Raw genomic sequence first — 26641 nt, 5'->3', positions numbered from 1 at the left:
AACAAAGTTGGGTTTTGTGGCGGATCTGATGGCCTCACCGCGGGCAAGCCCGCTCCCACAGGTTCTGCACTGACCGGTAATTTTGTGACCGACACGAAACCTGTGGGAGCGTGGCTTGCCCGCGAAGGCGGCTTCACTGACACAGCACCTTTTAGGGCTTGGCCTCGGTCTTCGCCACCACCGTCACCCACCATTGCGTACGATGCTCAATCTGCACCGGCAGCGTTGGCAACAGCGCGCTCAGGGCCAGGTCGGTGTTTTGCAACGGGAAGCTACCGGTGATCCGCAGGTCGGCCACTTCCGGTGCCACACTCAGTAGACCAGGGCGATAGCGACCGATTTCACGCACCAGATCTTCCAGTCGCGCGTTGTCCACTACCAGCATGCCGCGGGTCCAGGCATCGGCGCCGAGGTTGAGCGCGACAATCGGGCCCAGGCCGTCGCTGCGGATCAGCATTTGCTGGCCTTCGCGCAGGACCTGCTCTTCAGGACTCGATTGCGGATGGGCAGCCACCGCCGATTGCAACACGCTCAGGCGCGTACCTTGCTCTTCACGCTTGACCAGGAACCTTGTGCCCAAGGCACGCATGCGGCCTTCGCGGGTTTCAACGATGAACGGCCGTGCGTCGCCGTGGCCGGTCTCGATCAGTATTTCGCCTTCCTGGAGGATGACCCGCCGCTGCTTGTCATCGAAGCGCACGTCCACGGCACTGTGGGTGTTGAGGTTGATCAGGGTGCCGTCGTCCAGGCGAATCGTGCGTTGTTCGCCGGTGGCAGTGCGCTGGTCGGCCAGCCAATAATCGATCGGCAAATAGCGCTCACCGGCAAACAGTGCCAGCCCGAACACCGCAACGATGCTGGCCAGGCCGCTGCCGAGCTTGCGCACCCGGCGGCGAATGCCTTCGCGCGATTGCAGCAGGGCGGCGCGGGCGGGGCCGCTGGCGACGCTGAAACGCTGGTCGAGCATGCCCAATTGACGCCAGGCGCGGGCATGTTCTTCGTGGGCGGCGTGCCATTTGGCGAACTCTTCGCGTTCCACAGGGCTGCCGGAGTCCAGGGACAGTTGCCAGGCGATGGCAGCGTCGAGCACCTGTGCCGACACCGGTTTGGAACTAACCGGGTTCATGTCGGCTCCCCGTACAAGGCGATGTAGCACTGACGGATGCCTTGGGCCAGGTACTGGCGCACTCGCGGCACCGATACACCAAGGCGCTCGGCGATTTGCGCGTGGCCGAGGCCATCGAGTCGATTGTAGAGGAACGCCGCACGGGCCTTGCTCGACAGCTTGCCGAGCAGGCGATCGATGTTTTTCAGGTCTTCGAGGATCATTTGCTGTTCTTCCACCGACGGTTGTTCGGCTTCTGGAATCAGCATCAGTTCGGTGAGATAAGCCTGCTCCAGCGCGGCGCGGCGGAAGTAGTCGAACAGCAGGCCCTTGGCAATCGCCACCAGCAATGCCCGCGGCTCGCGCGGCTCTTTCAGTTCTTCGCGCCCGAGTAAGCGCACGAAAGTGTCCTGGCTCAAGTCCTCGGCCCGTTGCGGGCAGGTGACATTGCGACGTAGCCAAGCCAATAGCCAACCACGGTGGTCGCGATACAACGCACCGACGAGCTCACTTTGGGGGCTTGGAACTGACGACACGCAGCATCACCGATTGGGAAATGTTAACTAACGAGAATTGTTCGCGATTGTGTCAGAGGCGGGGGAGTGAAAGCAATCGGCGTTGGTCGGGCAGGAGATTGTCGTATGACCCTGTAGGAGCTGCCGCAGGCTGCGATCTTTTGATTTTGATTTCCAAGATCAAAAGATCGCAGCCTGCGGCAGCTCCTACACGGGACGGCGTGACCGTTAGAAAGAATGTGTTTGCTGCCGCCGCTTCCACTGGTTCAACCGCTGCTGCAGGTTCAGCGGGCTGTGAATCTGCTGCTGACGTGCACGGCTGAACAGGATCAGCGCCAGTTCGGCGGTTGCCAGGGCGTCGGCGCTGGCGTTATGCCGCTCGAAGACTTCCAGTTTGAACCAATCGATCCACTCGTCCAGGCCGGCCTCGCGGATATTGGCCTGCGGACACAGCAGCGGGGCGATGTCCGCCACATCCATAAAGGGATGTTGCAACTTGTAGCCCAGGTGCTCTTTCAATGCGCGTCCGAGCATGTGCTGGTCGAAAGGCGCATGAAAGGCCAGCACCGGGCTATCGCCGACAAACTCCATGAACTCGAGCAACGCCTCAGCCGGGTCACTGCCGGCGGCGATTGCACTGGGCCCCAAGCCGTGAATCAGCACACTGGGGCCGAGTTTGAGTTCGTCGCACTGCAAGGTGCGCTCGAACTGCCGGCTGAAATCGATCGCGCCATCCTCGATCACCACGGCGCCGATGGACAGTACCCGGTCCTTGTTCATATTCAGCCCGGTGGTTTCCAGGTCGAGCACTACCCAGCGCTGTTCGCGCAGGCTGCATTCACTTAATCCCTGGACCACAGGCAGGCGTTGAAGGCGTTGTTGCAGGTCCGCGGACAAGCTCGGGCCGGCGGGGCGCAACCATGAAAAAAGACTCATAGTTGGTAGCTCATAATTGGTATCGCAGGGACAGGCTGCTTTGCAGGCGTTGGGCCTGGCGCAGGGATTCGCGCAGGATGCGTCGATCCAGATGATTGAGGCTGTCGGGGTCGACCCGGTTGGAGTAGGGCAAATTCTCCCGGGTCTGTAGCTGATGTTGCTGCATGCGGGTTTGCTGGATGAAGTGATAGGCCTCTTCATACGCCGCACCGTCCAGTGGCTCGATGACCTCTTTGGCCACCAGTTGGCGAAAGCGCTCCAGGGTATTGTTCGCTTCGATGCCGTGGGCGAGGGCGAGTAACCGCGCCCCGTCGACAAAGGGGGTCAGGCCCTGGATCTTCAGGTCCAGCGTGGCTTTTTCGCCATTTTTACGCGCCAGCACGAACTCACGGAAACGTCCTACAGGCGGACGATTTCGCAACGCGTTTTCAGCCATCATGCGCTGGAACAGTCGGTTGTCGGCCACCTGGTCGAGAATCGCACGGCGCAGTTGTTCGCAGCCTAGCTCGCTGCCCCAGACCACGCGCAAATCGAAATAGATGCTCGACCCTAACAGGTTCTCCGGCGTGGCTTCGCGAATGAACGCGCTGAAGCGTCGGGCCCATTCGACCCGCGACAGGCACAGTTCTGGATTGCTGGCCATGATGTTGCCTTTGCACAGCGTGAAACCGCAAAGCGCCAGGCTTTGGTTGATCTGATGGGCAATGGGCAGCAATTTCCCACGAATCTCGGCGGCGTGGGCCGCGTCCCGCGCTTCGAACAGAATGCCGTTGTCTTGATCGGTGTGCAGTGTCTGTTCGCGGCGACCTTCGCTGCCGAAACACAGCCAACTGAACGGGATGCCCGGATCGCCTTTCTCAGCCAGGGTCAGCTCGATCACCCGGCACACGGTGTGGTCGTTGAGCAGGGTAATGATGTGGGTGATCTGGGTCGAAGACGCACCGTGGGCCAGCATGCGCTCCACCAGTTGACCAATTTCGCCACGCAGCAGCACCAGGTTTTCCACACGCTGGGCGCTGCGGATGGTGCGCGCCAGGTGAACCAGGTCGACCCGTTGCAGGGAAAACAGATCGCGTTCCGAAACCACACCGCACAGGCGCTGATCCTTGACCAGGCAGACGTGGGCGATATGCCGCTCTGTCATCGCAATCGCGGCATCGAAGGCACTATGGTCTGGAGACAGGTAAAACGGCGACGGGGTCATGTGCCGCTCGATCGCCTCGCTGAAATCGCCGATACCGTTGGCCACGACATGGCGCAAATCGCGCAGGGTGAAAATGCCCAGCGGCGCTTTATGTTCATTGACGATCACGATGCTGCCGACCTGCTGCTCGTGCATTTGGGTCACGGCTTCACGCAAGGGTGTGGTTGGGGCGCATGTCACCGGATGGCGCATGGCCAATTCGCCCAGGCGGGTATTAAGCGAGTATTGGGTGCCGAGGGTTTCCACGGCTTTTTGCTGGACCTGCTGGTTGACCTGGTCCAACAGGCTGCTCACTCCGCGTAGGGCAAAGTCGCGGAAGGTGCCGGAAATGGCGAACAACTTGATGAATGCAAGTTTGTTCAGCTGTAGGCAAAAGGTGTCTTCGGCGGCCAGGTGTTCGGTGCGAGTTGCACGTTCCCCCAGCAGCGCAGCGAGGGGGAAGCACTCGCCCGTGGTGATTTCGAAGGTGGTTTCGGTCCCGCCCTTGGCCGAGTGCGGGCGTTCACCGACAACGCGACCCTGTTTGACGATGTAAAAATGCTCAACCGGGCCGTCGGCGGGTTTGATGATGCTCTCGCCGGGGGCATAAAAACGCAGCTGACATTGCTCGACCAGATACGCCAAGTGGGCATGTTCCATCTGGTTGAAGGGCGGGAAGCGCTGAAGGAATTGCAAAGTGCCCTGGATGTTCTGCAACACCGCGGTTTTCCCTGCCTGGGTGAAGGCGTCCGCTTTACTCATAACCATTACCGCAGTCTTTTTTTGAATTGTTGTTGTCGGATGACTCACCCATGGTCGACCCCTACGGTCGGGGTGCCCATTGGACGTAAGTCTAGGTAGGCGGGAAAAGTGATGCATTGTCGGAAAGAACCTACCTAAATGTGAGAAAAACCTCACCTTTCCCCATTGGAAAATTATCCGACGGAGTGCACATTGATGGTGTGCTTAGCGATGTCTTACCACTGTGCTAGGGAATTGAATTGAACATGTAGAGAATGCCATGTCCGACCACGATATTTTGAGTGATGCCGAGCGCCAGGCGCTCAGTGACGTCATGCTGGAACCCGACCTGCCGCCGCAGCGGGTGCTGATCGTTGACGACGACAAGGATGCCCGGGAACTGTTGTCGGAGATTCTGGCACTGGACGGCATTCGTTGCATGACGGCAGCCAGTGGCGAGACCGCACTCAAGATGCTGGTGGCAGAAGCGGAGATCAAGAAACCTTCAATTGGCCTGCTGATTACCGATTTGCGCATGGGCAATGTGGATGGTCTGGAACTGGTTCGGCAGATTCGTGAAACCGTACGAGCCGCGCTGCCGATTATCATCGTTTCCGGCGATGCCGACGTTAAAGACGCCATTGCCGCGATGCATTTGAGCGTGGTCGACTTTTTGCTCAAACCGATTGATACCGGAAAGTTGTTAGCACTGGTCAAACATGAGTTGGGGATTGAGTAACCAAAGATTTGTAAGTGATAGTTGCCTGAAAGCCAGCGCGCAGAGGTATTCGAGTTAAGTCTGCGTCTATTCGGTGTAATGAAGTTTTTCTGCCGCGGTTGAGAAATATCCATTCATAAATGTCTGTCAGCTGCGGCTGTAGTTTCAGATATCGTCGTGATGATTGAAGTGCGGGTGGCTGTTTATAGTTAGCCTTTGTTTTAATCAAATTCGAAAATATTAATTTATTATTCCACGCTGAAGTTTACGCCCGTGCTTGTGACCTCCTTGAGGAGGACCATTGAACGAACGTTTGTTTCCATGCGCCTGAAAAACTATGGCTTGATCGGGAAAGGCGATTTTCCTGGTTTGCATGCGTGTGAATGATAATCAGGACACAACATGATAAAAATGGATTTGCGCGACCTGCTCCTGATTCTTGTTGTAACGGTTATGTGGGGAAGTAACTACTCGGTCATTGATATCAGTCTCGACGGTATAGACCCGTATATGCTGACGGCCTTGCGTTTAACTTTCTGCGCCTTTCCGTTGGTGTTCTTCGTTCCCAAGCCGAAAAACATCAGTTCCTCAACTATCGCTTTATATGGTTTTTTGTTCGGAGTCGGGATGTGTTGGCTGATGAACTACGGCATGTTTCTCGGGGTCAGTGCCGGTGTGACTTCTCTGCTCCTGCAATTCAGTGCCTTTTTTACAGTCATCTGGGGGGTGATGTTGTTCGGCGAAAAAATGTCGGGGATCCAGGTGGCAGGAATTCTCCTGGCATTGGTGGGGCTTATGTTCATCATCAATGTGACCGAGACGCAAGGCCAGAGCCATGGTCTGTTTCTGATACTGCTGGCAGCTTTGTGCTGGAGTCTTTGCAATGTCGTGATCAAGAAAAGCAAGGTAATCGACATTTTTTCCTTCGTTGTCTGGTCGAGTCTGTATGCAATTGCGCCGTTGTACTTGATGACCTACTGGGCCAGGGGGGCTGCGCCTTTCCAGGCGTTATTGACGGACTTCAAGGCTCCGGTGCTGCTGTCCATTCTGTTCCAGGCCTATGTGGCGACGATTTTCGGTTATTGGGCATGGAACCGCTTGATCAGGAAATATCCGGCGAGCCAGGTTGCCCCATTGTCGATCATCATTCCGATATCCGGTATCGTGACTTCCTGGTATGTGCTCGACGAACCCATTGGGGGCGAGAAACTGTTCGCCCTTGTGCTTACGGTCCTGGGTATTGCCTTGTTCATGTGTGCACCGAAAATCGCTAACTGCATCGCTGAAAGCGCCTTGCGCCACAGGAAATGACCGGTCAGAAACTACAATCCCCCGGTCGTGAGGCCGGGGGATTGTTGTCTGGCAGACTATTTTTTACAGCGCGTTCCTGGCCTTGAACTCGCGACGACGACGGTGCAGGACCGGCTCGGTGTAGCCGTTGGGCTGCTTGGTACCTTCCACCACCAGCTCGACAGCCGCCTGGAAGGCGATGTTGCTGTCGAAGTTCGGTGCCAGCGGACGGTACAGCGCATCACCGGCATTCTGACGGTCCACCACCGGCGCCATGCGCTTAAGGCTGGCCATCACCTGCTCTTCGGTAACGATGCCATGACGCAGCCAGTTGGCGATGTGCTGGCTGGAAATACGTAGCGTCGCACGGTCTTCCATCAGGCCGACGTCATTGATGTCCGGCACCTTCGAGCAACCAACGCCCTGGTCGATCCAGCGCACCACATAACCCAGAATGCCTTGGCTGTTGTTGTCCAGTTCGTTCTGGATCTGTTCTGCGGTCCACTGTGGGTTCACTGCCAGCGGGATGGTCAGGATATCGTCCACCGACGCAGGAGCACGCTTGGCCAGTTCGGCCTGACGGGCGAACACGTCAACCTTGTGGTAGTGCAGCGCGTGCAGCGCGGCAGCGGTCGGCGAAGGCACCCATGCGGTGTTGGCACCCGTCAGTGGGTGAGCGATTTTCTGTTCCAGCATCGCCGCCATCAGGTCGGGCATGGCCCACATGCCTTTACCGATCTGCGCACGGCCTTGCAGGCCGGTGCTCAAGCCGATATCAACGTTGGAGTTCTCGTAGGCGCCAATCCATTTTTCGGCCTTCATGTCGGCCTTGCGCACCATCGGGCCGGCTTCCATGGAGGTGTGGATTTCATCGCCCGTGCGATCGAGGAAGCCGGTGTTGATGAACACCACGCGCTCGCTGGCAGCCTTGATACAGGCCTTGAGGTTGACCGTGGTACGGCGCTCCTCGTCCATGATCCCGACCTTCAGGGTGTTGCGAGGCAGGCCCAGCACGTCTTCGATGCGCCCGAACAGCTCGTTGGTGAACGCAGCTTCTTCAGGACCGTGCATCTTTGGCTTCACGATGTAGACGGAACCGGTGCGGGTATTTTTGCGCGAGGTATTGCCGTTCAGGTTGTGCATCGCCGCCAGAACAGTCACCAGACCGTCGAGGATGCCTTCCGGTACTTCGTTGCCATCTTTATCGAGGATCGCATCGATGGTCATCAGGTGACCGACGTTACGCACGAACAACAACGAACGACCATGCAGGCTCAATTCGCTGCCGTCGACGGCGGTGTAGGTGCGGTCGGCGTTCATGGTGCGAGTAAACGTCTTGCCGCCCTTGGCGACTTCTTCCGCCAGGTCGCCCTTCATCAGGCCGAGCCAGTTGCGGTAGATCACTACCTTGTCATCGGCGTCGACGGCGGCGACGGAGTCTTCGCAGTCCATGATGGTGGTGAGTGCGGCTTCCATCAGGATGTCTTTGACACCGGCAGCGTCGGTCTGGCCGACCGGGGTGCTGGCATCGACCTGGATTTCGAAATGCAGGCCATTGTTTTTCAGCAGGATCGCGGTGGGTGCCGCCGCATCGCCCTGGAAACCGATCAGTTGGGCGTCGTTGCGCAGGCCGCTGTTGCTACCGCCTTTAAGGGCGACGACCAGTTTGCCGTCAACGATTTTGTAGTGTGTCGAATCGACGTGGGAGCCGGCCGCCAATGGCGCCGCTTCGTCGAGGAAGGCCCGGGCGAAGGCGATGACCTTGTCGCCGCGAACCTTGTTGTAGCCTTTGCCTTTTTCCGCGCCGTCAGCCTCGCTGATGGCGTCGGTGCCGTAGAGCGCGTCGTACAGCGAACCCCAGCGGGCGTTCGAAGCGTTAAGCGCGAAGCGGGCATTCATCACCGGCACCACAAGCTGTGGGCCGGCCATGTGGGCGATTTCTTCATCGACGTTTTGCGTCGTTGCCTGGAAATCGGCCGCTTCTGGCAGCAGATAACCGATGTCTTGCAGAAAGGCTTTGTAGGCCACGGCGTCGTGCGCTTGACCTGCGCGTTCCTGGTGCCAGGAATCGATACGAGCCTGGAAATCATCGCGTTTGGCGAGTAGGGCTTTGTTCTTCGGCGCCAGGTCATGGATGACCTTGTCGGCACCGGCCCAGAATTGGTCGGCGGTGAGGCCGGTTCCGGGAATGGCTTCGTTGTTCACGAAGTCGAACAGGACTTTGGCGACCTGCAGGCCACCGACTTGAACGTGTTCAGTCATTGCTTGCCTCACTCTGCTCAGCTATTTCGCTTTTCAGCTCTTCAATTTAACAATGAAGCCTCTGGCCATTTAAACCACAAACCCTGCGAACAGTACATGCCATTTCTGACGGCTGGGTGGGGACCAATCAACGGCTTTAGGGCCTTGCTGACAGGGCTTTCAGGGATGCGTCTGCGCCTGTGGCGGACATCGATCCAACGTTATGTAGTGCGCGCAGCGGCATACTACATGATGAGTTGCGGTTGTGAAAATTAGACTAATTACGTCGTTCTGCGACCCCATGACGCATTGCAGTCACGCTGGGGATGAGGATGTTCTCAAAAAAGCATGAGATTGTTCCAGTTAAATATAAAAAGTTGTACACGATTTATGTTACGCAGGTTCTTGGGCGGGACTCATTCGCGAGCAGGCTCGCTCCCACAAAGCCCTGCGCCGACCTTGTGGGAGCGAGCCTGCTCGCGAAGAGGTAGGACCTGCCAGCGCCGAATCAACCCTTGCCTATACTTCTCTTTCAATAACAAAAGAGGGCTGCGCCATGGACCACCTCGTACTCACTGTTTTTGCACCGGACAAGCCTGGGCAGGTCGAGCGCATAGCCCAATGCATCGCCGAGCATGGTGGCAACTGGCTGGAAAGCCGCATGTCGCGCATGGCCGGGCAATTCGCCGGGATTCTTCGGGTGGGGGTCCCGGCGGAAGCCTACGACTCACTGGTCGACGCCCTGCAAGGATTATCGTCCCACGGCATTCGCGTCTTGATCGCCGAAAGCGGTATCGAACAGTCGTGCACCTGGAAGCCGATCGCCATGGAGCTGGTGGGCAATGACCGGCCGGGGATCGTGCGCGACATCACGCGCTTGCTCAGTGAGCAGGGGGTGAACCTGGAGCGGCTGGTGACGGAGGTGCGTCCGGCCCCCATGAGCAGCGAGCCGCTGTTCCACGCCGAAGCGATACTGGCGGTGCCCCTGACGCTGTCTCTGGACGTGCTGCAATCGCGCCTGGAAACCCTGGCGGACGACCTGATGGTGGAATTGGTGCTGCGCAGTGAACCTTGATCAGGTTATCCAGTTTAAACGTGCACCTGCCTGTGGATAACCTGTAGAGACAGCCCGCCAGGCCACGCCGGCCGTGGCTCTTCAAAGATTGATCAAAAAACCAGCAGTTTCAGTAACTTGCGCACAAACGGCGGGGATCACGCTGTGGATAACCTTGGGAAGGATCTATGCAGGCCACGGATAACGTGGCCTGTAGAGAGTTGTGTATTTTTTGATCAGCTGCGGCGGCGCAGGCTGAACCAGGCATCGACGCTGTAAACCGCCAGGCCTGCCCAGATGAAGATGAACGCAACCAGCGTACTCGACGATAGGTGCTCATCAAACAGCAGGACGGCCTGCAGCAGCACCAGGGTCGGTGCCAGGTATTGCAGGAATCCCAGGGTCGTGTAGGGCAAATGCCGCGCGGCAGCGTTGAAGCAGACCAGCGGCACCAGCGTTACCGGACCGGCAGCCACCAGCCACCAGGCTTCGGAGGTGGTCCAGAATTCAGCCTGGGCGCTGCTGGCGGTTGGATTGAGCAGTAACCAGGCCAGCGCTATCGGCACCAACATCCAGGTTTCGACCACCAATCCCGGGAGCGCCTTGACCGGCGCCTGCTTGCGAATCAACCCGTAGAAACCGAAGGTCAATGCCAGCACCAGCGACACCCAAGGCAGGCTGCCCACTTGCCATACTTGTTGCGCCACGCCAACCGCCGCCAGCCCCACGGCAATCCATTGCATGCGTCGCAGCCGCTCACCGAGGATCAGCATCCCCAGCAGCACGTTCACCAAGGGGTTGATGTAGTAACCGAGGCTGGCCTCCAACATGCGCCCGTTGTTCACCGACCACACATACGTCAGCCAGTTGGCGGCGATCAGCGTACCGCTCAGGGCCAGGATCGCCAGCCGACGTGGGTTCTCCCGTAGCTCGCGCCACCAGCCCGGATGTTTCCAGACCATCAGCAACAAGGCGCCGAACAACGCCGACCACAGCACGCGGTGAATGATGATCTCCACGGCGGGCACGTTGGCAATGGCCTTGAAGTAGAGCGGGAAAAGTCCCCAGATGATGTAGGCACTCAGGCCCAGAATGTACCCGCGACGCAGGTTGGCGGCTTGCATGCAGAATCCTTGCTTAGGCAGCTAACAAAGGAGGGATTGTAGGGCGGTTGTATAGATGTGTCGCTTCTGAAAGCAAAAGATCGCAGCCTGCGGCAGCTCCTACAGGGAATGGTGTACACCCGTAGGAGCTGCCGCAGGCTGCGATCTTTTGATCCCGGATTAAAAAAGCTTCAGTGGTTCTTCATTGAGCGCCGCGAGCTGCTCGCGCAACGCCAACACCTGGTCGCCCCAATAGCGTTCGGTGCCGAACCACGGAAAGCTGCGCGGGAATGCCGGGTCGTCCCAGCGACGGGCGAGCCAGGCGCTGTAGTGCATCAGGCGCAGCGCGCGAAGGGGTTCGATCAGCGCCAGTTCCCGGGGATTGAAATCGTGGAATTCGTTGTAGCCATCCATCAATTCCGACAACTGGCCCAGGCATTCCTGGCGATCGCCGGCCAGCATCATCCAGATGTCCTGTACCGCCGGGCCCATGCGGCAGTCGTCAAGGTCGACGATGTGGAACATCTCATCACGGCACATCATGTTGCCGGGGTGGCAATCGCCGTGCATGCGGATGTTCTGGTGCGGCGTATTGCTGTAGACATCTTCCACACGCTTGAGCAGATCGCGGGCCACGGACTCGTAGGCCGGCAGCAGGCTGCGGGGAATGAAGTTGCCTTCGAGCAAAGTCGTCAGCGAATCATGGCCAAAGTTTTTCACCGCCAGCGCTTCACGGTGCTCAAACGGTTTGGTCGAGCCCACTGCATGCAGTCGGCCGAGCAGTTGACCCAGGCGATACAGCTGATCGAGATTGCCAGGTTCCGGCGCGCGTCCGCCGCGGCGGGGGAACAGGGTGAAACGGAAGCCGTTGTGCTCGTGCAGGGTTTCACCGTTGTGGATCAGCGGCGCGACGACCGGTACCTCGACCTCGGCGAGCTCGAAGGTGAACTGGTGTTCTTCCAGAATCGCTTCGTTGGTCCAGCGCTGCGGGCGATAGAACTTGGCGATCAACGGTTCGGCGTCTTCGATACCAACCTGGTAGACACGGTTTTCGTAGCTGTTGAGCGCCAGAATGCGGGCATCGCTGAGAAAACCGATGCTTTCGACGGCATCGAGCACGAGGTCTGGGGTGAGCGTTTCAAACGGGTGGGCCATGCTGACTCCTGCGCGCAGCAGGCTGCTGCGTCCGGCCAGGCATGGTAGCGCAGACGGACACATAGGTGGTGTCTGTACTGACGCCTTCGCGAGCAGGCTCGCTCCCACAGTTGATCTCCTGTGTGGCACATGTTGCAGGCTCACTGCTTACCCTGTGGGAGCGGGCTTGCTCGCGAAGAGGCACTATCAGGCACCGACGACCCCTCCGTCTTCACGCGAAATGGCAATCACCGAAGACCGCGGCTTTCCATTCGGCAAGTGCTCAGGGAAGGTCGAACCGCCGTTCTCCCCCGGGTGCTGAATGCCGACGAACAAGGTCTTCTGGTCCGGCGAAAAGCTGATCCCCGTTACCTCACAACCAATCGGCCCGACCATGAACCGACGGATCTCGCCGGTCGTCGGGTCGGCGCAGAGCATCTGATTGTTGCCCATGCCGGCGAAGTCACCGGCATTACTCGAATCGCCGTCGGTTTGAATCCACAGCCGCCCAGCGTTATCGAACGCCAAGCCATCCGGACTGTTGAACATGTTCTGCGGGGTGATGTTCGACGAACCGCCCTTCGGCGTACCGGCGTGCACTTGCGGGTTGCCGGCGACCACGAACAGGTCCCAGGCAAAGGTGTTCGAGGCGTGGTCGTCGCGGTCGGTGCGCCAGCGCAGGATCTGCCCGTAGACGTTCTTCTCGCGCGGGTTTGGCCCGCCTACCGGTTGCCCTTCTTCGCCACGCTTGGCGTTGTTGGTCAGGGTGCAGTAAACCTGACTGTCCTTGGGGCTGACGACAATCCATTCCGGGCGGTCCATGCGCGTGGCCTTCACCACGCTGGCTGCCAGGCGCGCGTGAATCAGCACTTGGCCCTGGTCGGCAAAACCGCTGCTGGCGTCGATGCCGTTTTTACCATGGGTCAATTCGATCCATTGCCCTTGGCCCTTGGGGTGATCGGCATTGCCGTCGCCCGCGTCGAAACGTGCCACGTACAAGGTGCCGTGGTCCAGCAGGTCGCGGTTGGCCTTGGGATTCTGGTGATTGATCTTGTCGCGGCTGACGAACTTATAGATGAATTCGCCGCGCTCATCGTCGCCCATGTAAACCACGGCGCGGCCGTCTGTGGTTTCAGCCAGGGCGGCGTTTTCATGTTTGAAGCGGCCCAGTGCAGTGCGCTTGACCGGGGTCGACTGCGGGTCGAACGGGTCGATCTCGACGACCCAGCCATGACGGTTGAGCTCGTTGGGATTGTGCGCCATGTCGAAGCGCGAGTCGTGTTGATGCCAGTTGATGTCTTTGCTGGTTGCCACCACGCCGTAGCGTTTCTGTGCGGCATCGAATTTCTGTTCGGCATCGCTGCTGCCAAAGCAGTCGGTAAAGTTCTCTTCGCAGGTCAGGTAGGTGCCCCATGGCGTCTTGCCGTTGGCGCAGTTCTGGAACGTGCCGAGGACCGTTTTACCTTGTGCATCTGCACGGGTTTTCAACAGTTCGTGACCGGCGGCCGGGCCGCTCAGATGGATCGGCGAGTTACCGTGAATGCGCCGGTTATAGCGCGAGCCCAGCACAAACTGCCAATGACCATTCTCACGCTGTACTTCGATTACCGACACGCCTTCGCAAGCCAGGGCCTTATGCACTTCCTGCGCCGATTGCGGCATGCCCGCGTGGGGGTAGAGGTAGCGGTAATTGGTGTATTCGTTGTTGATCGCCATCAGCGCCCGATTGTTGTCATCCGGGAAGGCAAACAGGCTCATGCCATCGTTGTTGTCGCCGAACTGGACTTCCTGATGCTCGGCGGTGCCGTTGCCACTCATGTCGAACGCCGGGCCGTTTTTCTGCAGGGGCTGACCCCAACTGATCAGTACCGAAGATTTGTAGCCGGGGGGCAAGCTGATCGCGTCGGCAGTCGCGGCGGGAATGCTTTCGAAACCCAGCAACTGGCTGGTGCCGGCGCTGACGCTGGCGGCCAGTACACTGCGGCTCAGCAGGTTGCCGCCGAGGAACATGGCGGCACCGCACAAGGCGCCTGCGCTGATAAAGCCACGACGGCTGAGGCCGACCATCTGTTCGAGGTCGGTGGACTGGTTTTCTTCTAATAGGCTCACATCAGGCTCCCTGCGAATTTTGCAGTCACCTTAATGGTGGGTGATGAAGCTTTTGTTGCAGTAGGAGCTGCCGCAGGCTGCGATCTTTTGATCTTGATCTTGAAAAGCAAAGTCAAAAGATCGCAGCCTGCGGCAGCTCCTACAACGGAGTGCCGAGCAATACATTGGAGGGAGAGAACTGCGCGCGTACCGATGTTCCGCGGGTCAGCTTGCGTGATTGCAAATGCCGGGGTTCGACCAGAGCACAGAGCGTCTGGCCATTAGGCAAACTGATTCGCACTTCGCAGGGGCCGTCTTCGGCGTCGAGGATTTCCTCGATGACACCTTCGAGGCAATTGTGACCGGGTGTTGCCTCGTCGCGGCCGCCCAGCAGATCGAGCCAACCGGCCTTGATCAGGGCGACAACTTCAGTGCCGGTTTGCAGGTCCAGGCGCACGGTACTGTCGTGGGTGATCTGCGCCGCGATACTCAGGCCTTCGGGCAGCTCAAGGCGAACCCGATCGTTATGGCCCTGGGTTTCAATGGCCGCGACTTTTCCATGCAACTGGTTGCGTGCGCTGGTCCTGAGCATCAGGCGACCGAGCAGGTCAAGGTCGCTTGCGTCTTCAGCGGCTTCCAGTACCTGGGCTTGCAGCGCCTGCAGCTTTTGATAGAGGCGCAGCACACGCTCGCCTTCAGCTGACAGTTTGGCGCCACCCCCTCCTTTGCCGCCGACACTGCGTTCCACCAGCGGTTTCTGCGCCAGGTTGTTCAGCTCATCGATAGCATCCCAAGCGGCCTTGTAGCTCAGGCCCGCGCTTTTCGCCGCGCGGGTGATCGATCCCTGCTCGGCGATGTGTTGCAGCAAGGCAATGCGTTGCGGGCGACGGACAATGTGCTGGGACAACAACGTAGGCAAGGACATGGCAAGACGCTTTGGCTATGACGGTGGTGAGGACGTTGGCGGCTCGGGACCCGGGAGTCAAGTCACGGCGACTCGCCAGGTTTGGGGGTGCGCGCCAGGCAATAGACGTCGACCCGTATGGCGCCTGCGTCCAGCAGCAGCAGGGCCAGTGCCTGCGCCGTGGCACCGGTGGTCAGAACGTCGTCCACCAGCGCCAGGTGGCGACCCTTCACTGATGCGTCGCTTGCCATGGCGAAGGCGTGGTGCAGGTTGCGTTTGCGTGCCTCGGCGTTCAGGTCTTGCTGGGCGTTGGTGTCTTGAGGCCTCAATAGCAATCGTTCATCAATAGGCACGTCGAGGCGTTCGCTGAGCCAGCGCGCCAGCATGGCAGCCTGATTGAAGCCGCGTTGGCGCAGGCGCCGGGTAGACATCGGCACGGGTACCAGCACATCGGGACGCGGCAGGTCATCGTTGAAGCGATGTTGCAGTGATTGAGCGAGAAGGTCGCCGAGCAGATGGCCATACGGCCATTTCGCGCTGTGCTTGAAGCGAGTAATCAGGCTGTCGATCGGGAAGTTGTAAGTCCAGGGCGCGACCACTCGCTCGAAGGCCGGTGGCTGCATGAGGCATTGGCCGCACGTCATGCCCGCAGCGGGCAAGGGCACTGCGCAGCGCTGGCAATGATCGCCGAGCCATGGCAACTCGGTTTCGCAAGCCATGCAAACGGGCGTGGTGCCATCGGCTACTTCATCACACAGTAAACAGTAGTGGTTATTTTTTAACCAGATGTAAACCGGCCTATCGTATCGTGGTTGACAGCGCATGACTCTTCCTTAAATATGCCGAAACACCTGTGATGCGCCGGTGGAAATTCCATTTCCCGGTCGCCTGCCAAAGCATAAAACAAAGGAAACGCCCATGAGCGCCAGCACCTCTGCAACTTTGCGTCATGACTGGTCTTTGGCCGAAGTCAAAGCACTCTTCGTTCAGCCATTCAATGACCTGTTGTTCCAGGCGCAGACGGTGCACCGCGCGCATTTCGACGCTAACCGCGTCCAGGTATCGACCTTGCTGTCGATCAAGACCGGTGCTTGCCCGGAAGATTGCAAATATTGTCCGCAGTCGGGTCACTACAACACCGGCCTGGAAAAAGAAAAGCTGATGGAAGTGCAGAAGGTCCTCGAAGAGGCCGCGCGGGCCAAGGCCATCGGGTCGACCCGTTTCTGCATGGGCGCGGCGTGGAAGCACCCGTCGGCCAAAGACATGCCGTATGTGCTGAAGATGGTCGAAGGCGTCAAGGCCCTTGGCCTGGAAACCTGCATGACCCTCGGTCGCCTCGATCAAGACCAGACCGAAGCGCTGGCCAAGGCTGGCCTTGACTACTACAACCACAACCTCGACACCTCGCCTGAGTTCTACGGCAGCATCATCACCACCCGCACTTACAGCGAGCGCCTGCAAACCCTGGCCTACGTCCGTGAATCGGGGATGAAGATCTGCTCCGGTGGCATCCTTGGCATGGGCGAGTCCCTCGATGACCGTGCCAACCTGCTGATCCAGCTGGCCAACCTGCCGGAGCACCCGGAGTCGGTGCCGATCAACATGTTGGTGAAAGTCGCCGGCACGCCCTTGGAGAATGCCGACGACGTCGACCCGTTCGACTTCATCCGCATGCTCGCCGTCGCGCGGATCCTCATGCCCAAATCCCACGTGCGCCTGTCCGCTGGCCGCGAAGCCATGAACGAGCAGATGCAGGCACTGGCGTTCTTTGCCGGTGCCAACTCGATTTTCTACGGCGAAAAACTGCTGACCACCGCCAACCCGCAGGCCGACAAGGACATGCAACTGTTCGGGCGCTTGGGGATTTTGCCGGAAGCCCGCGAAGAACACGCCGACGAAGTGCACCAGGCCGCCATTGAACAGGCGCTGGTGGAGCAAAAGAGCAGCGAGCAGTTCTATAACGCGGCTGTTTGATCCTTCTGAAGGAAGGCAAAACCCTGTGGGAGCGAGCCTGCTCGCGAAAGCTATGTAACAGTCGACACTTATGTTGAATGTGAAGGCCTCTTCGCGAGCAGGCTCGCTCCCACAGTGGAGATGTGTCATTTGATAGTCGAGGCCTGCATGTCTTTCGATCTCGCCGCACGCCTGGCTGCCCGTCGTGCCGAAAACCTCTACCGCCAACGTCCGTTGCTCGAAAGCCCGCAAGGGCCGCAAGTGGTGGTCGACGGTCAGCCATTGCTGGCGTTCTGCAACAACGACTACCTGGGCCTGGCCAGTCACCCCCAAGTGATCGAAGCCTGGCGCGCAGGGGCTGCCAAGTGGGGCGTGGGGGGTGGGGCGTCGCATCTGGTCATCGGCCACAGCGGTCCGCATCATGCCTTGGAAGAAGCCTTGGCCGACCTCACCGGTCGTCCGCGCGCCCTGCTGTTCACCACGGGCTACATGGCCAATCTCGGGGCGGTCACGGCGTTGGTGGGGCAGGGCGATACGGTGCTCGAAGACCGGCTCAATCATGCTTCGTTGCTCGATGCGGGCCTCTTGTCAGGGGCACGTTTCAATCGCTACTTGCACAACGATGCGGCGAGTCTGGCCAATCGTCTTGAGAAAGCCACCGGCAATACGCTGGTCGTGACTGACGGCGTCTTCAGCATGGACGGTGACATCGCCGATCTGCCAGCGCTGGCGCGAGAAGCCAAGGCCAAAGGTGCATGGCTGATGGTCGATGATGCGCACGGTTTCGGCCCGCTGGGCGCCAATGGCGGCGGGAGCGTCGAACATTTCGGCCTGAGCCAGGACGACGTGCCGGTACTGGTCGGCACGCTCGGCAAGGCGTTCGGAACGGCGGGGGCTTTCGTAGCCGGCAGCGAAGAGTTGATCGAGAGCCTGATCCAGTTCGCTCGCCCCTACATTTACACCACCAGCCAACCACCGGCCCTGGCCTGTGCGACCCTCAAAAGCCTGGAACTGCTGCGCAGCGAGCATTGGCGCCGCGAGCATTTGCAGACGCTGATCCGCCAGTTCCGGCAGGGCGCCGAGCAAATCGGCCTGGAGCTGATGGACAGTTTCACGCCGATCCAGCCGATCATGATTGGTGACGCCGGGCGCGCGGTGCGCTTGTCGCAGATGCTGCGCGAACGCGGCTTGATGGTGAGTGCGATCCGTCCGCCAACCGTGCCGACCGGCAGTGCCCGACTGCGCGTAACCCTGACTGCCGCCCATAGCGAGGCGCAAGTGCAGCTATTGTTGGAGGGACTGGCCGATTGTTATCAACGACTGGGAGCGGAGCCTGGCCATGCGTGATCGATTGATTCTGTTGCCCGGTTGGGGCCTCGGAATTTCGCCGCTGCAACCATTGGGCGCTGCCCTGCAGGGCCTGGACGAACACATGCGGGTCGAAATCGAGCCGCTGCCCGAGCTGGATTCGAGCAATCTTGAACATTGGCTCGATGAACTCGACGCCAGCGTGCCGCAGGACGCCTGGCTCGGCGGCTGGTCACTGGGTGGCATGCTCGCGTCCGAGTTGGCGGCGCGCCGTGGCGACCGTTGCTGTGGTCTGCTGACCTTGGCGAGCAATCCTTCTTTTGTCAGCCACGACCAATGGCCAAACGCAATGCCTGGCGAAACGTTCGATGCCTTTCTGGCAGGCTGCGCTGCCGATCCGCGCATGACCTTGAAGCGTTTTTCATTGCTCTGCGCCCAAGGTGCCGAAGACCCGCGCGGCTTGTCTCGCCTGTTGCTCGCAGGGGCGCCGCACTCAACGGCGGCAGTGCTATTGAGTGGCCTGGAATTGCTCGCGCAGATGGACACTCGCCAAGCCCTGCAGACATTCCGCGGTCCGCAATTGCATCTGTTTGCCGGCCTCGACGGGCTGGTGCCGGCCGAAGCCGCCGAGGCCTTGCTGGCGTTGCTACCCGATGTCGAAATCGGTCTGATCGAACAGGCCGGCCACGCGTTTCTCCTGGAAAATCCCCACGGTGTCGCGGGGGCGATCCAGGCCTTTTTGCATGAGTGCGGCGATGACTGATTTATCCTTTCCCAAGTTGCCCGGTGGTTTGCCCGACAAGCGCCAGGTAGCCGCGTCGTTTTCCCGTGCCGCGGCAAGCTACGACAGCGTGGCCGAGTTGCAACGTGATGTCGGTGGCCAGTTGTTGCACCGTTTGCCGCAGGCGTTCGTACCCCGGCGCTGGCTCGATCTCGGGTGCGGCACCGGCTATTTCAGTCGTGCGCTGGGCGAGCGGTTTCCCGACGGCCAGGGCGTGGCGCTGGACATCGCCGAAGGCATGCTCAATCACGCCCGACCGTTGGGCGGCGCCGCGCACTTCATCGCCGGCGACGCCGAGCGGATGCCATTGCGCGATGCGACGTGCGACCTGATTTTCTCCAGCCTGGCCGTGCAGTGGTGCGCGGACTTCGCGTCGGTGCTCAGCGAAGCGCATCGGGTGCTCAAGCCGGGCGGTGTCTTTGCATTTGCTAGTCTCTGTTTAGGCACGTTGTTCGAGTTGCGTGACAGCTGGCGTCAGGTGGATGGCATGGTGCACGTCAACCGCTTCCGCGAGTTCAACGTTTATCAACAGCTGTGTGCGGCCAGCGGCTTGCGCGCAATCAGCCTGGAAAACCAGGCACATGTGCTGCATTACCCGGACGTGCGCAGCCTGACCCATGAGCTCAAGGCCTTGGGGGCGCACAACCTCAACCCTGGGCGTCCGGGCGGCTTGACCGGTCGGGCGCGGATTCTCGGCCTGGTCGAGGCTTACGAGCAGTTTCGTCAGGCCCAAGGCCTGCCGGCGACTTATCAAGTGGTGTACGCCGTTTTGGAGAAACCCTTATGAGCTCCGCGTATTTCATCACCGGTACGGACACCGATGTCGGGAAAACCACGATCGCCGCCGGTCTGTTGTATGCCGCGCGATCAGCCGGGTTAAGCACGGCAGCAGGCAAGCCGGTGGCCTCTGGTTGTTCGGTGACGCCCAAGGGGCTGCGCAATGCTGACGCGCTGGCGTTACTGGCGGAGTGTTCGCTGCCCTTGACCTACACCCAGGTCAATCCGGTGGCGCTGGAGCCGGCGATTGCGCCGCACCTGGCCGCGCGTGAGGCCGGCATCGCGTTAACCGTGCAATCGCTGCTGACTCCGATGCAGCACATACTCGACATGCAGGCCGACTTCACCCTGGTCGAGGGGGCTGGAGGCTGGCGCGTGCCATTGGCCGACCAGGACAACCTGTCGGACCTGGCGATGGCGCTGGGTCTGCCGGTCATCCTGGTGGTCGGCGTACGCTTGGGCTGCATCAACCACGCGTTGCTGACGGCCGAAGCGATTGCCCGGGACGGTTTGCAGCTGGCGGGATGGGTGGCGAACATCATCGATCCGAAGACTTCGCGCCTTGAAGAAAATCTAGCGACCCTCGCTGAACGCTTGCCAGCGCCCTGCCTGGGGCGGGTGCCGAAGCTCAAGGTGGTCACGGCCGAAGCAGTCGCGGAGCACCTGCAACTCGACCTCCTGGACTAGATGTTGGCTATGGTGCGGCACTGTGCCATTAGTGTTTTTGACGGGCGATTTCTCGGTATGTCTGCTTCAATGAACACTGATGACTCTTTGCAAGGACGAGCACTTCCATGGAAATCTCGGGAAATACCGCTTTCTATGCCGGCCTGAGCACTGTTCAGGCGGGGCAAGACCGTATTGATCAAGCCGCCGGAAAAATCGCCAACGCGACGATCGAGCGTTCGGTGAGCAGCCAGTCCTCCGAGGCTCAGGTCGATCGCCTGCGTTCGGTCGACCGTAGTCGGCAGTCGGACCTCGTGAGCCATGAAATCGAAATGGCCGAAGGCCGGTTTCAGGTGGAGTTGGGCGCCAAAGTCGCCAAGGCTTCCGATGAAATGCTCGGCACCTTGATCGACACCTACGCCTGAACTCACGCTGAAAGCGCACCGTCTGGCGGTACGCTTTCAGCGTGAGTTCCTGTACCCATCTTCTTTTCTCGCGCTGCGCGCTGCTCGTGCAATAGCGTCAGGCTCGCGTGCGCGCTGTTTATTGGTTGGATGACGAATGGCAAAAGATCGGTGCTTGACAAGATTTGGGCGTAAACGTATGTTTCAAACAACTGTTTGATCGTTTCGACAACGGTCGCTCATTCCCGGTTACATCAGCAGAGGTTTATCGCTATGCCTGACTACAAGGCCCCCTTGCGTGATATTCGCTTCGTTCGTGACGAACTGCTCGGCTACGAAGCGCACTATCAGAGCCTTCCGGCTTGTGCAGACGCAACTCCGGACATGGTTGACGCCATTCTCGAAGAAGGCGCCAAGTTTTGTGAGCAGGTACTGGCTCCGCTGAACCGCGTGGGCGACACCGAAGGCTGCACCTGGAGCGAGTCCGGCGTTAAAACCCCGACTGGCTTCAAAGAGGCCTACAAGCAATTCGTCGAAGGCGGCTGGCCAAGCCTGGCCCACGACGTTGAGCACGGTGGCCAAGGCCTGCCGGAGTCTCTGGGCCTGGCAGTCAGCGAAATGGTTGGCGAAGCCAACTGGTCGTGGGGCATGTACCCGGGCCTGTCCCACGGCGCGATGAACACCATTTCCGAGCACGGCACGCCTGAGCAACAAGAGGCATACCTGACCAAGCTGGTTTCCGGTGAATGGACCGGCACCATGTGCCTGACCGAACCGCACTGCGGCACCGACCTGGGCATGTTGCGCACCAAGGCTGAACCTCAGGCCGACGGTTCCTACAAAGTCTCCGGCACCAAGATCTTCATCTCGGCCGGTGAACACGACATGGCCGACAACATCGTTCATATCGTGCTGGCCCGCCTGCCCGATGCGCCGGCTGGCACCAAAGGCATTTCGCTGTTCATCGTGCCAAAGTTCCTGCCAAACGCCGATGGTTCGATCGGTGCGCGTAACGCCGTGTCCTGTGGCTCCCTGGAACACAAGATGGGCATCCACGGTAACGCCACCTGCGTGATGAACTTCGACGCGGCCACCGGTTTCCTGATCGGCCCGGCGAACAAAGGCCTGAACTGCATGTTCACCTTCATGAACACCGCACGTCTGGGTACCGCGCTGCAAGGCCTGGCCCACGCCGAAATCGGTTTCCAGGGTGGCCTGAAATACGCTCGTGATCGTCTGCAAATGCGCTCGCTGACTGGCCCGAAAGCGCCGGAAAAAGCCGCTGACCCGATCATCGTGCACCCGGATGTACGTCGCATGCTGTTGACCATGAAGGCATTCGCCGAAGGCAACCGTGCGATGGTCTACTTCACCGCCAAGCAAGTCGACATCGTCAAGTACGGCGTGGACGAGGAAGAGAAGAAGAAGGCCGATGCGCTGCTGGCGTTCATGACTCCGATCGCCAAGGCCTTCATGACCGAAGTCGGTTTCGAATCGGCTAACCACGGCGTGCAAATCTACGGTGGCCATGGCTTCATCGCCGAGTGGGGCATGGAGCAGAACGTTCGCGACAGCCGTATTTCGATGCTGTACGAAGGCACCACCGGCATCCAGGCACTCGACCTGCTGGGCCGTAAAGTGCTGATGACTCAAGGCGAGGCCCTCAAGGGCTTCACCAAGATCGTGCACAAGTTCTGCCAGACCAACGAAGGCAACGAAGCTGTCAAAGAGTTCGTCACACCGCTGGCTGCATTGAACAAGGAGTGGGGCGAGCTGACCATGAAGGTCGGTATGGCTGCCATGAAAGACCGCGAAGAAGTCGGCGCGGCCTCGGTGGACTACCTGATGTACTCGGGTTACGCCTGCCTGGCCTACTTCTGGGCTGACATGGCACGCCTGGCCGCCGAGAAACTGGCTGCCGGCACTTCTGACGAGGCGTTCTACACCGCCAAGCTGCAGACGGCGCGCTTCTACTTCCAGCGTATCCTGCCGCGCACCCGCACTCACGTTGCAACCATGCTGTCGGGCGCCAACAACCTGATGGACATGAAGGAAGAGGACTTCGCGCTGGGCTACTAAGCCTTAACGCGGTACTTCAAGAAAACCGCTGCTCCTTCGGGGGCAGCGGTTTTTTTTTTGCCTGTTGGTTGATGCTCTTTGTAGGAGCGAGCCTGCTCGCGATGCAACGCTGCACCACCCGGCAAGCCGCAGACGCTGTCTTAAAAATTTCTTGGTAATTGACTCAGCAAGTCGAGATCGGTGCCGTTACAGTTGTTGGCACATTGCCATCAATCGAAATGACGGGTCGGAGCTTTACCTTTGCCGCGTTCATCCGCTGTCCGTGTGGGTCATTTTTTGCCGTCGTCAGTGCTGTTACTGGCGGGACTCGCGGCTGCCTACATCAAGGACCTGAACGTGTTCTTCACGTCGTTGTTCCAGGTGCTTCCAACCTTGGTGTTGTTGCTCGGCGGTGCCTACTGTGCGGTTTACCGACGCCAGCGCGAGCTGTTTCTGATGGCCACGGTGTACATCGCCTACTTCCTGCTCGACACCCAGACCGATTACTACCGTGACAATGGCAAGGTGCGGGACGACGCCGCAGTGGTCTTTCATTTGTGTTGCCTGCTGTTGCCATTGCTGTTCGGCGTATTCGCCGCGTGGCAGGAGCGTACGCATCTGTTCCAGGACATGGTCGCCCGTTTCGCCGTTTTACTGGCCGTCGGTAGCGTCGCATTGGCACTGGAACAAAGTTACCCACAGGCCTTGCTGGGGTGGCTGTCGCAGATTCGCTGGCCTGCCTTGCACGGCGCCTGGATGAGCCTGATCCAGCTGTCCTATCCCGTGTTCATCGCATCGTTCGCGCTGCTGGCCTACCAGTACTGGCGTCACCCAAGACCGCTGCATGCGGCACAGCTGGTGGGGTTGCTCGGGCTGTTCTGGATGTTGCCGAAAACCTTCATCCTGCCCTTCACCCTGAACATCATGTGCAGCCAGGTGATGCTGATGATCGCGGCCGCCGTTGCTCATGAGGCCTATCAAATGGCCTTCCGTGACGAACTCACCGGCCTGCCCGGGCGCCGCGCGTTGAATGAGCGCATGCAGCGCCTGGGGCGCAACTATGTGTTGGCCATGAGTGACGTCGACCACTTCAAGAAATTCAATGACACCCACGGCCATGACGTCGGTGACCAGGTGCTGCGACTGGTCGCCAGCAAACTGTCGAAAATCGGCGGAGGCGGTAAGGCCTATCGTTATGGTGGAGAGGAGTTCGCCCTGGTGTTTGCCGGCAAGACCCTCGAGGAGTGCATGCCGCACCTGGAGGTCATTCGCGAATCCATTGCCACCTACAACATTCATCTGCGCAATCAGGACAGCCGTCCACAGGATGACAATCAGGGCCGCCAGCGTCGCGCCGGCGCCAGTGCCTCGAGTGTGTCGGTGACTGTCAGCATCGGCGTTGCCGAACGGGTGGAACAACGCACGCCCGAGAAAGTGCTCAAGTCCGCCGACCAGGCGCTTTACAGCGCCAAGGGCGCCGGACGCAACTGCGTGATGGCGTTCGGTCAGAACCGCCGTGGCGCCGTGCGCATGGACGCTGCTGCGGTTGAGTGATGACGGCGCATTCAGCGTCTGGACTGTCATTGTGAAGGGCGGGGCGGCGGCAGTAGGTTTGAGTCATCTACTGCCGGAGAAACGACCATGCCCGCCTACAAGGCTCCCCTGCGCGACATGCGCTTCCTGATTGACCACGTCTTCGATTTCCACAGCAACTACGCAGCGCTCGGCGCCACCGAGGCCAGTCCGGACATGGTCAGTGCGATCCTCGAAGAGGGTGCCAGGTTTTGTGAAAACGTGCTGTCGCCTCTCAACCGTAGCGGCGACGAAGAGGGCTGCCATTTCGACAACGGTGTGGTCACGACGCCTGCAGGTTTCAAGCAGGCTTTCGCCCAATACGTCGAAGGTGGCTGGCATGGCCTGGCGGCTGATCCGGCGTATGGCGGTCAGGGGCTGCCCGGCTCGCTGGGGCTGGTCATCAGCGAGATGGTGGGTTCGAGCAACACGTCGTGGGGCATGTACCCAGGCCTGACCCACGGCGCCATGTCGGCGATCCACGCCCATGGCACTGAAGAACAGAAACAAACCTACCTGAGCAAACTCACCGCCGGCCAATGGACCGGCACCATGTGCCTGACCGAAGCCCATTGCGGCACCGACCTGGGCATCATCAAGACCCGCGCCGTGCCTGCAGCCGACGGCAGTTATACGATCACCGGCAGCAAGATTTTCATCTCCGCCGGCGAGCACGACATGAGCGCCAACATCATTCATCTGGTACTGGCGAAACTGCCGGATGCGCCGGCCGGGACCAAGGGTATTTCGCTGTTTATCGTGCCCAAGTTCCTGCCCGATACCGAGGGCGAAGCGGGCGAGCGCAATGGGGTTTCCTGCGGCGCCATCGAGCACAAGATGGGGATCAAGGCCTCGGCCACCTGCGTGCTGAATTTCGACGGGGCCAAGGGCTTTTTGATCGGGGAAGCGAACAAGGGCCTCAACTGCATGTTCACCATGATGAACCACGCGCGACTGGGCACGGGCATGCAGGGTTTGTGCCTGGGCGAAGCGAGTTTCCAGGGCGCGATCAAGTACGCCAACGACCGTTTGCAGATGCGCGCATTGACAGGCCCGAAAGCCCCGGATAAAGCTGCCGACCCTATCATCGTGCATCCGGATGTACGTCGGATGTTGCTGACCATGAAAGCCTTCAACGAAGGCAATCGGGCACTGACTTATTTCACTGCACAGTTGCTCGACGTAGCGCACCTGAGCGCGGATGCAACGGCGCGCCAGGATGCCGAAGACCTGCTGGCCTTCCTGACGCCGATCTGCAAAGCCTTCATGACTGAAACCGGGCTGGAAGTGACCAACCATGGCATGCAGGTATTCGGCGGCCACGGATTCATTCGTGAATGGGGTATGGAACAGCTGGTTCGCGACTGCCGGATCGCGCCGATCTATGAGGGCACCAATGGCATCCAGGCGCTGGACCTGCTCGGGCGCAAAGTGCTCGGCAGCCAGGGCAAGCTGTTGCGCGGCTTCACTAAAATCGTCCACAAGTTTTGCGCGGCCAACGTCGCGCATCCACAGTTGGGCAACTATGTGGCGCAGCTCGATGCGCTGAATCAGCAATGGGGCGAGTTGACGACCAAGGTCGGCATGGCGGCGATGAAAAACCCGGATGAAGTCGGCGCCGCATCGGTGGATTACCTGATGTACAGCGGTTACATCATCCTCGGCTACTTGTGGTTGCGCATGGCGTTGGTGGCGCAGGCGCAGCTTGATGCTGGCAGCGGCGACGCGGATTTCTGCCGGGCCAAACTGGCGACCAGTGAGTTTTACTTCAAGCGCCTGTTGCCGCGTACCGACGCTCATCGGGCGGCGATCGAAGCGGGGAGTGATTGCCTGATGCAGTTACCGGCGGAGTTGTTTGCGCTCTGATGGGCTTTTCTGTAGGAGCGAGCATGCTCGCGATGGTCGTTAACGATAACGTTGGAAGCCAGGTGCCCCGAGGCGTCCTCAGGTTTATCGCGAGCAGGCTCGCTTCTACAATTCTTGCGTTTCCCCTCTACATTTCACCGGTGACTAAAAATTACAAAACAGTCATGTGCTGACCCTATGTGTCGCAAAAGTTGTTGGGTTACACTCGGACCCAAAGAAAAGCATCTTTCCTACGAGCCATCTG

At 59.6% G+C, this 26641-nt stretch carries 22 protein-coding genes; 12 read left to right on the top strand and 10 right to left on the bottom strand.

Going from position 1 to position 26641, the window contains the following annotated elements; genetic code table 11:
- Positions 1-151: 151 nt before the first annotated feature.
- The 4 genes from HGP31_RS28770 to HGP31_RS28755 form a co-directional block, all read right to left on the bottom strand.
- Positions 152-1126 carry a FecR domain-containing protein gene (locus HGP31_RS28770; RefSeq protein ID WP_168759050.1) on the bottom strand — a complete coding sequence of 325 codons (975 nt, stop codon included), beginning with the start codon at positions 1124-1126 and terminating at the stop codon, positions 152-154.
- A complete protein-coding gene (locus HGP31_RS28765) occupies positions 1123-1641 on the bottom strand; it encodes an RNA polymerase sigma factor (RefSeq protein ID WP_033045381.1) in 519 nt (172 codons plus the stop codon). The genes HGP31_RS28770 and HGP31_RS28765 overlap by 4 nt, the downstream gene beginning before the upstream one ends.
- Before the next feature lie 207 nt (positions 1642-1848).
- The gene (locus HGP31_RS28760; RefSeq protein ID WP_033042590.1) at positions 1849-2556 is read right to left on the bottom strand and encodes a 3'-5' exonuclease; all 708 of its coding nucleotides are present in this window, start codon (positions 2554-2556) and stop codon (positions 1849-1851) included.
- Positions 2557-2566: 10 nt separating this feature from the next.
- Positions 2567-4501, bottom strand: coding sequence for a putative nucleotidyltransferase substrate binding domain-containing protein (locus tag HGP31_RS28755; RefSeq protein WP_318646591.1), 1935 nt, complete (start codon positions 4499-4501; stop codon positions 2567-2569).
- Between the two features lie 259 nt (positions 4502-4760).
- On the opposite strand from HGP31_RS28755, the gene HGP31_RS28750 reads away from it, so the two are divergent.
- Positions 4761-5219: a response regulator gene (locus tag HGP31_RS28750; RefSeq protein WP_020796044.1), complete on the top strand. Its 459-nt coding sequence runs from the start codon at positions 4761-4763 to the stop codon at positions 5217-5219.
- Between the two features lie 381 nt (positions 5220-5600).
- The gene (locus HGP31_RS28745) at positions 5601-6509 is read left to right on the top strand and encodes an EamA family transporter (RefSeq protein WP_083349833.1); all 909 of its coding nucleotides are present in this window, start codon (positions 5601-5603) and stop codon (positions 6507-6509) included.
- Positions 6510-6572: 63 nt separating this feature from the next.
- On the opposite strand, the gene HGP31_RS28740 is transcribed toward HGP31_RS28745, so the two are convergent.
- Complete coding sequence (locus tag HGP31_RS28740; protein ID WP_168759049.1) at positions 6573-8750, bottom strand: malate synthase G; 2178 nt, start codon at positions 8748-8750, stop codon at positions 6573-6575.
- Between the two features lie 535 nt (positions 8751-9285).
- Here HGP31_RS28740 and HGP31_RS28735 point away from each other — a divergent pair.
- On the top strand, positions 9286-9804 hold the full coding sequence (locus HGP31_RS28735; protein WP_020796041.1) for a glycine cleavage system transcriptional repressor: 519 nt from the start codon (positions 9286-9288) through the stop codon (positions 9802-9804).
- A 215-nt stretch (positions 9805-10019) separates the two neighbouring features.
- Here the strand turns inward: HGP31_RS28735 and rarD are convergent, their stop codons facing one another.
- The 5 genes from rarD to HGP31_RS28710 all read right to left on the bottom strand — a co-directional run bounded on the left by rarD (position 10020) and on the right by HGP31_RS28710 (position 15836).
- Complete coding sequence (gene rarD / locus HGP31_RS28730; protein ID WP_083349832.1) at positions 10020-10907, bottom strand: EamA family transporter RarD; 888 nt, start codon at positions 10905-10907, stop codon at positions 10020-10022.
- 159 nt (positions 10908-11066) lie between these two features.
- Complete coding sequence (locus HGP31_RS28725; protein ID WP_020796039.1) at positions 11067-12041, bottom strand: serine/threonine protein kinase; 975 nt, start codon at positions 12039-12041, stop codon at positions 11067-11069.
- 186 nt (positions 12042-12227) lie between these two features.
- Positions 12228-14129, bottom strand: coding sequence for a PhoX family protein (locus HGP31_RS28720; protein ID WP_168759048.1), 1902 nt, complete (start codon positions 14127-14129; stop codon positions 12228-12230).
- A gap of 139 nt (positions 14130-14268) precedes the next feature.
- On the bottom strand, positions 14269-15033 hold the full coding sequence (locus HGP31_RS28715; protein WP_020796037.1) for a TOBE domain-containing protein: 765 nt from the start codon (positions 15031-15033) through the stop codon (positions 14269-14271).
- A 62-nt stretch (positions 15034-15095) separates the two neighbouring features.
- Positions 15096-15836: a ComF family protein gene (locus HGP31_RS28710; protein ID WP_168759047.1), complete on the bottom strand. Its 741-nt coding sequence runs from the start codon at positions 15834-15836 to the stop codon at positions 15096-15098.
- A gap of 94 nt (positions 15837-15930) precedes the next feature.
- Between HGP31_RS28710 and bioB the strand changes: the two genes are divergently transcribed.
- From bioB to HGP31_RS28665, 9 genes are all read left to right on the top strand, one after another.
- Entirely contained in the window at positions 15931-16986 is a 1056-nt protein-coding gene (gene bioB / locus HGP31_RS28705; RefSeq protein ID WP_020796035.1) for a biotin synthase BioB, read from the top strand.
- Positions 16987-17133: 147 nt separating this feature from the next.
- Positions 17134-18312 (top strand): 8-amino-7-oxononanoate synthase, encoded by a 1179-nt coding sequence (bioF, locus tag HGP31_RS28700; protein WP_168759046.1) that lies wholly within the window; start codon positions 17134-17136, stop codon positions 18310-18312.
- On the top strand, positions 18305-19036 hold the full coding sequence (locus tag HGP31_RS28695) for an alpha/beta fold hydrolase (RefSeq protein ID WP_020796032.1): 732 nt from the start codon (positions 18305-18307) through the stop codon (positions 19034-19036). Before bioF ends, HGP31_RS28695 begins: the two co-directional genes overlap by 8 nt.
- Positions 19029-19841 carry a malonyl-ACP O-methyltransferase BioC gene (gene bioC, locus HGP31_RS28690; protein WP_168759045.1) on the top strand — a complete coding sequence of 271 codons (813 nt, stop codon included), beginning with the start codon at positions 19029-19031 and terminating at the stop codon, positions 19839-19841. Before HGP31_RS28695 ends, bioC begins: the two co-directional genes overlap by 8 nt.
- Positions 19838-20518 carry a dethiobiotin synthase gene (gene bioD / locus HGP31_RS28685; protein WP_020796030.1) on the top strand — a complete coding sequence of 227 codons (681 nt, stop codon included), beginning with the start codon at positions 19838-19840 and terminating at the stop codon, positions 20516-20518. Before bioC ends, bioD begins: the two co-directional genes overlap by 4 nt.
- 107 nt (positions 20519-20625) lie before the next feature.
- Positions 20626-20922 (top strand): hypothetical protein, encoded by a 297-nt coding sequence (locus HGP31_RS28680; protein ID WP_020796029.1) that lies wholly within the window; start codon positions 20626-20628, stop codon positions 20920-20922.
- 252 nt (positions 20923-21174) lie between these two features.
- A complete protein-coding gene (locus HGP31_RS28675) occupies positions 21175-22980 on the top strand; it encodes a phenylacyl-CoA dehydrogenase (RefSeq protein WP_020796028.1) in 1806 nt (601 codons plus the stop codon).
- Positions 22981-23220: 240 nt separating this feature from the next.
- The gene (locus HGP31_RS28670; RefSeq protein WP_168759044.1) at positions 23221-24513 is read left to right on the top strand and encodes a GGDEF domain-containing protein; all 1293 of its coding nucleotides are present in this window, start codon (positions 23221-23223) and stop codon (positions 24511-24513) included.
- Positions 24514-24600: 87 nt separating this feature from the next.
- Positions 24601-26397 (top strand): acyl-CoA dehydrogenase C-terminal domain-containing protein, encoded by a 1797-nt coding sequence (locus HGP31_RS28665; protein WP_168759043.1) that lies wholly within the window; start codon positions 24601-24603, stop codon positions 26395-26397.
- Positions 26398-26641: the final 244 nt, after the last annotated feature.

Source organism: Pseudomonas umsongensis, assembly GCF_012647205.1.
Taxonomy (GTDB): domain Bacteria; phylum Pseudomonadota; class Gammaproteobacteria; order Pseudomonadales; family Pseudomonadaceae; genus Aquipseudomonas; species Aquipseudomonas umsongensis.
This window is presented reverse-complemented; position numbering and strand designations above follow the sequence as displayed.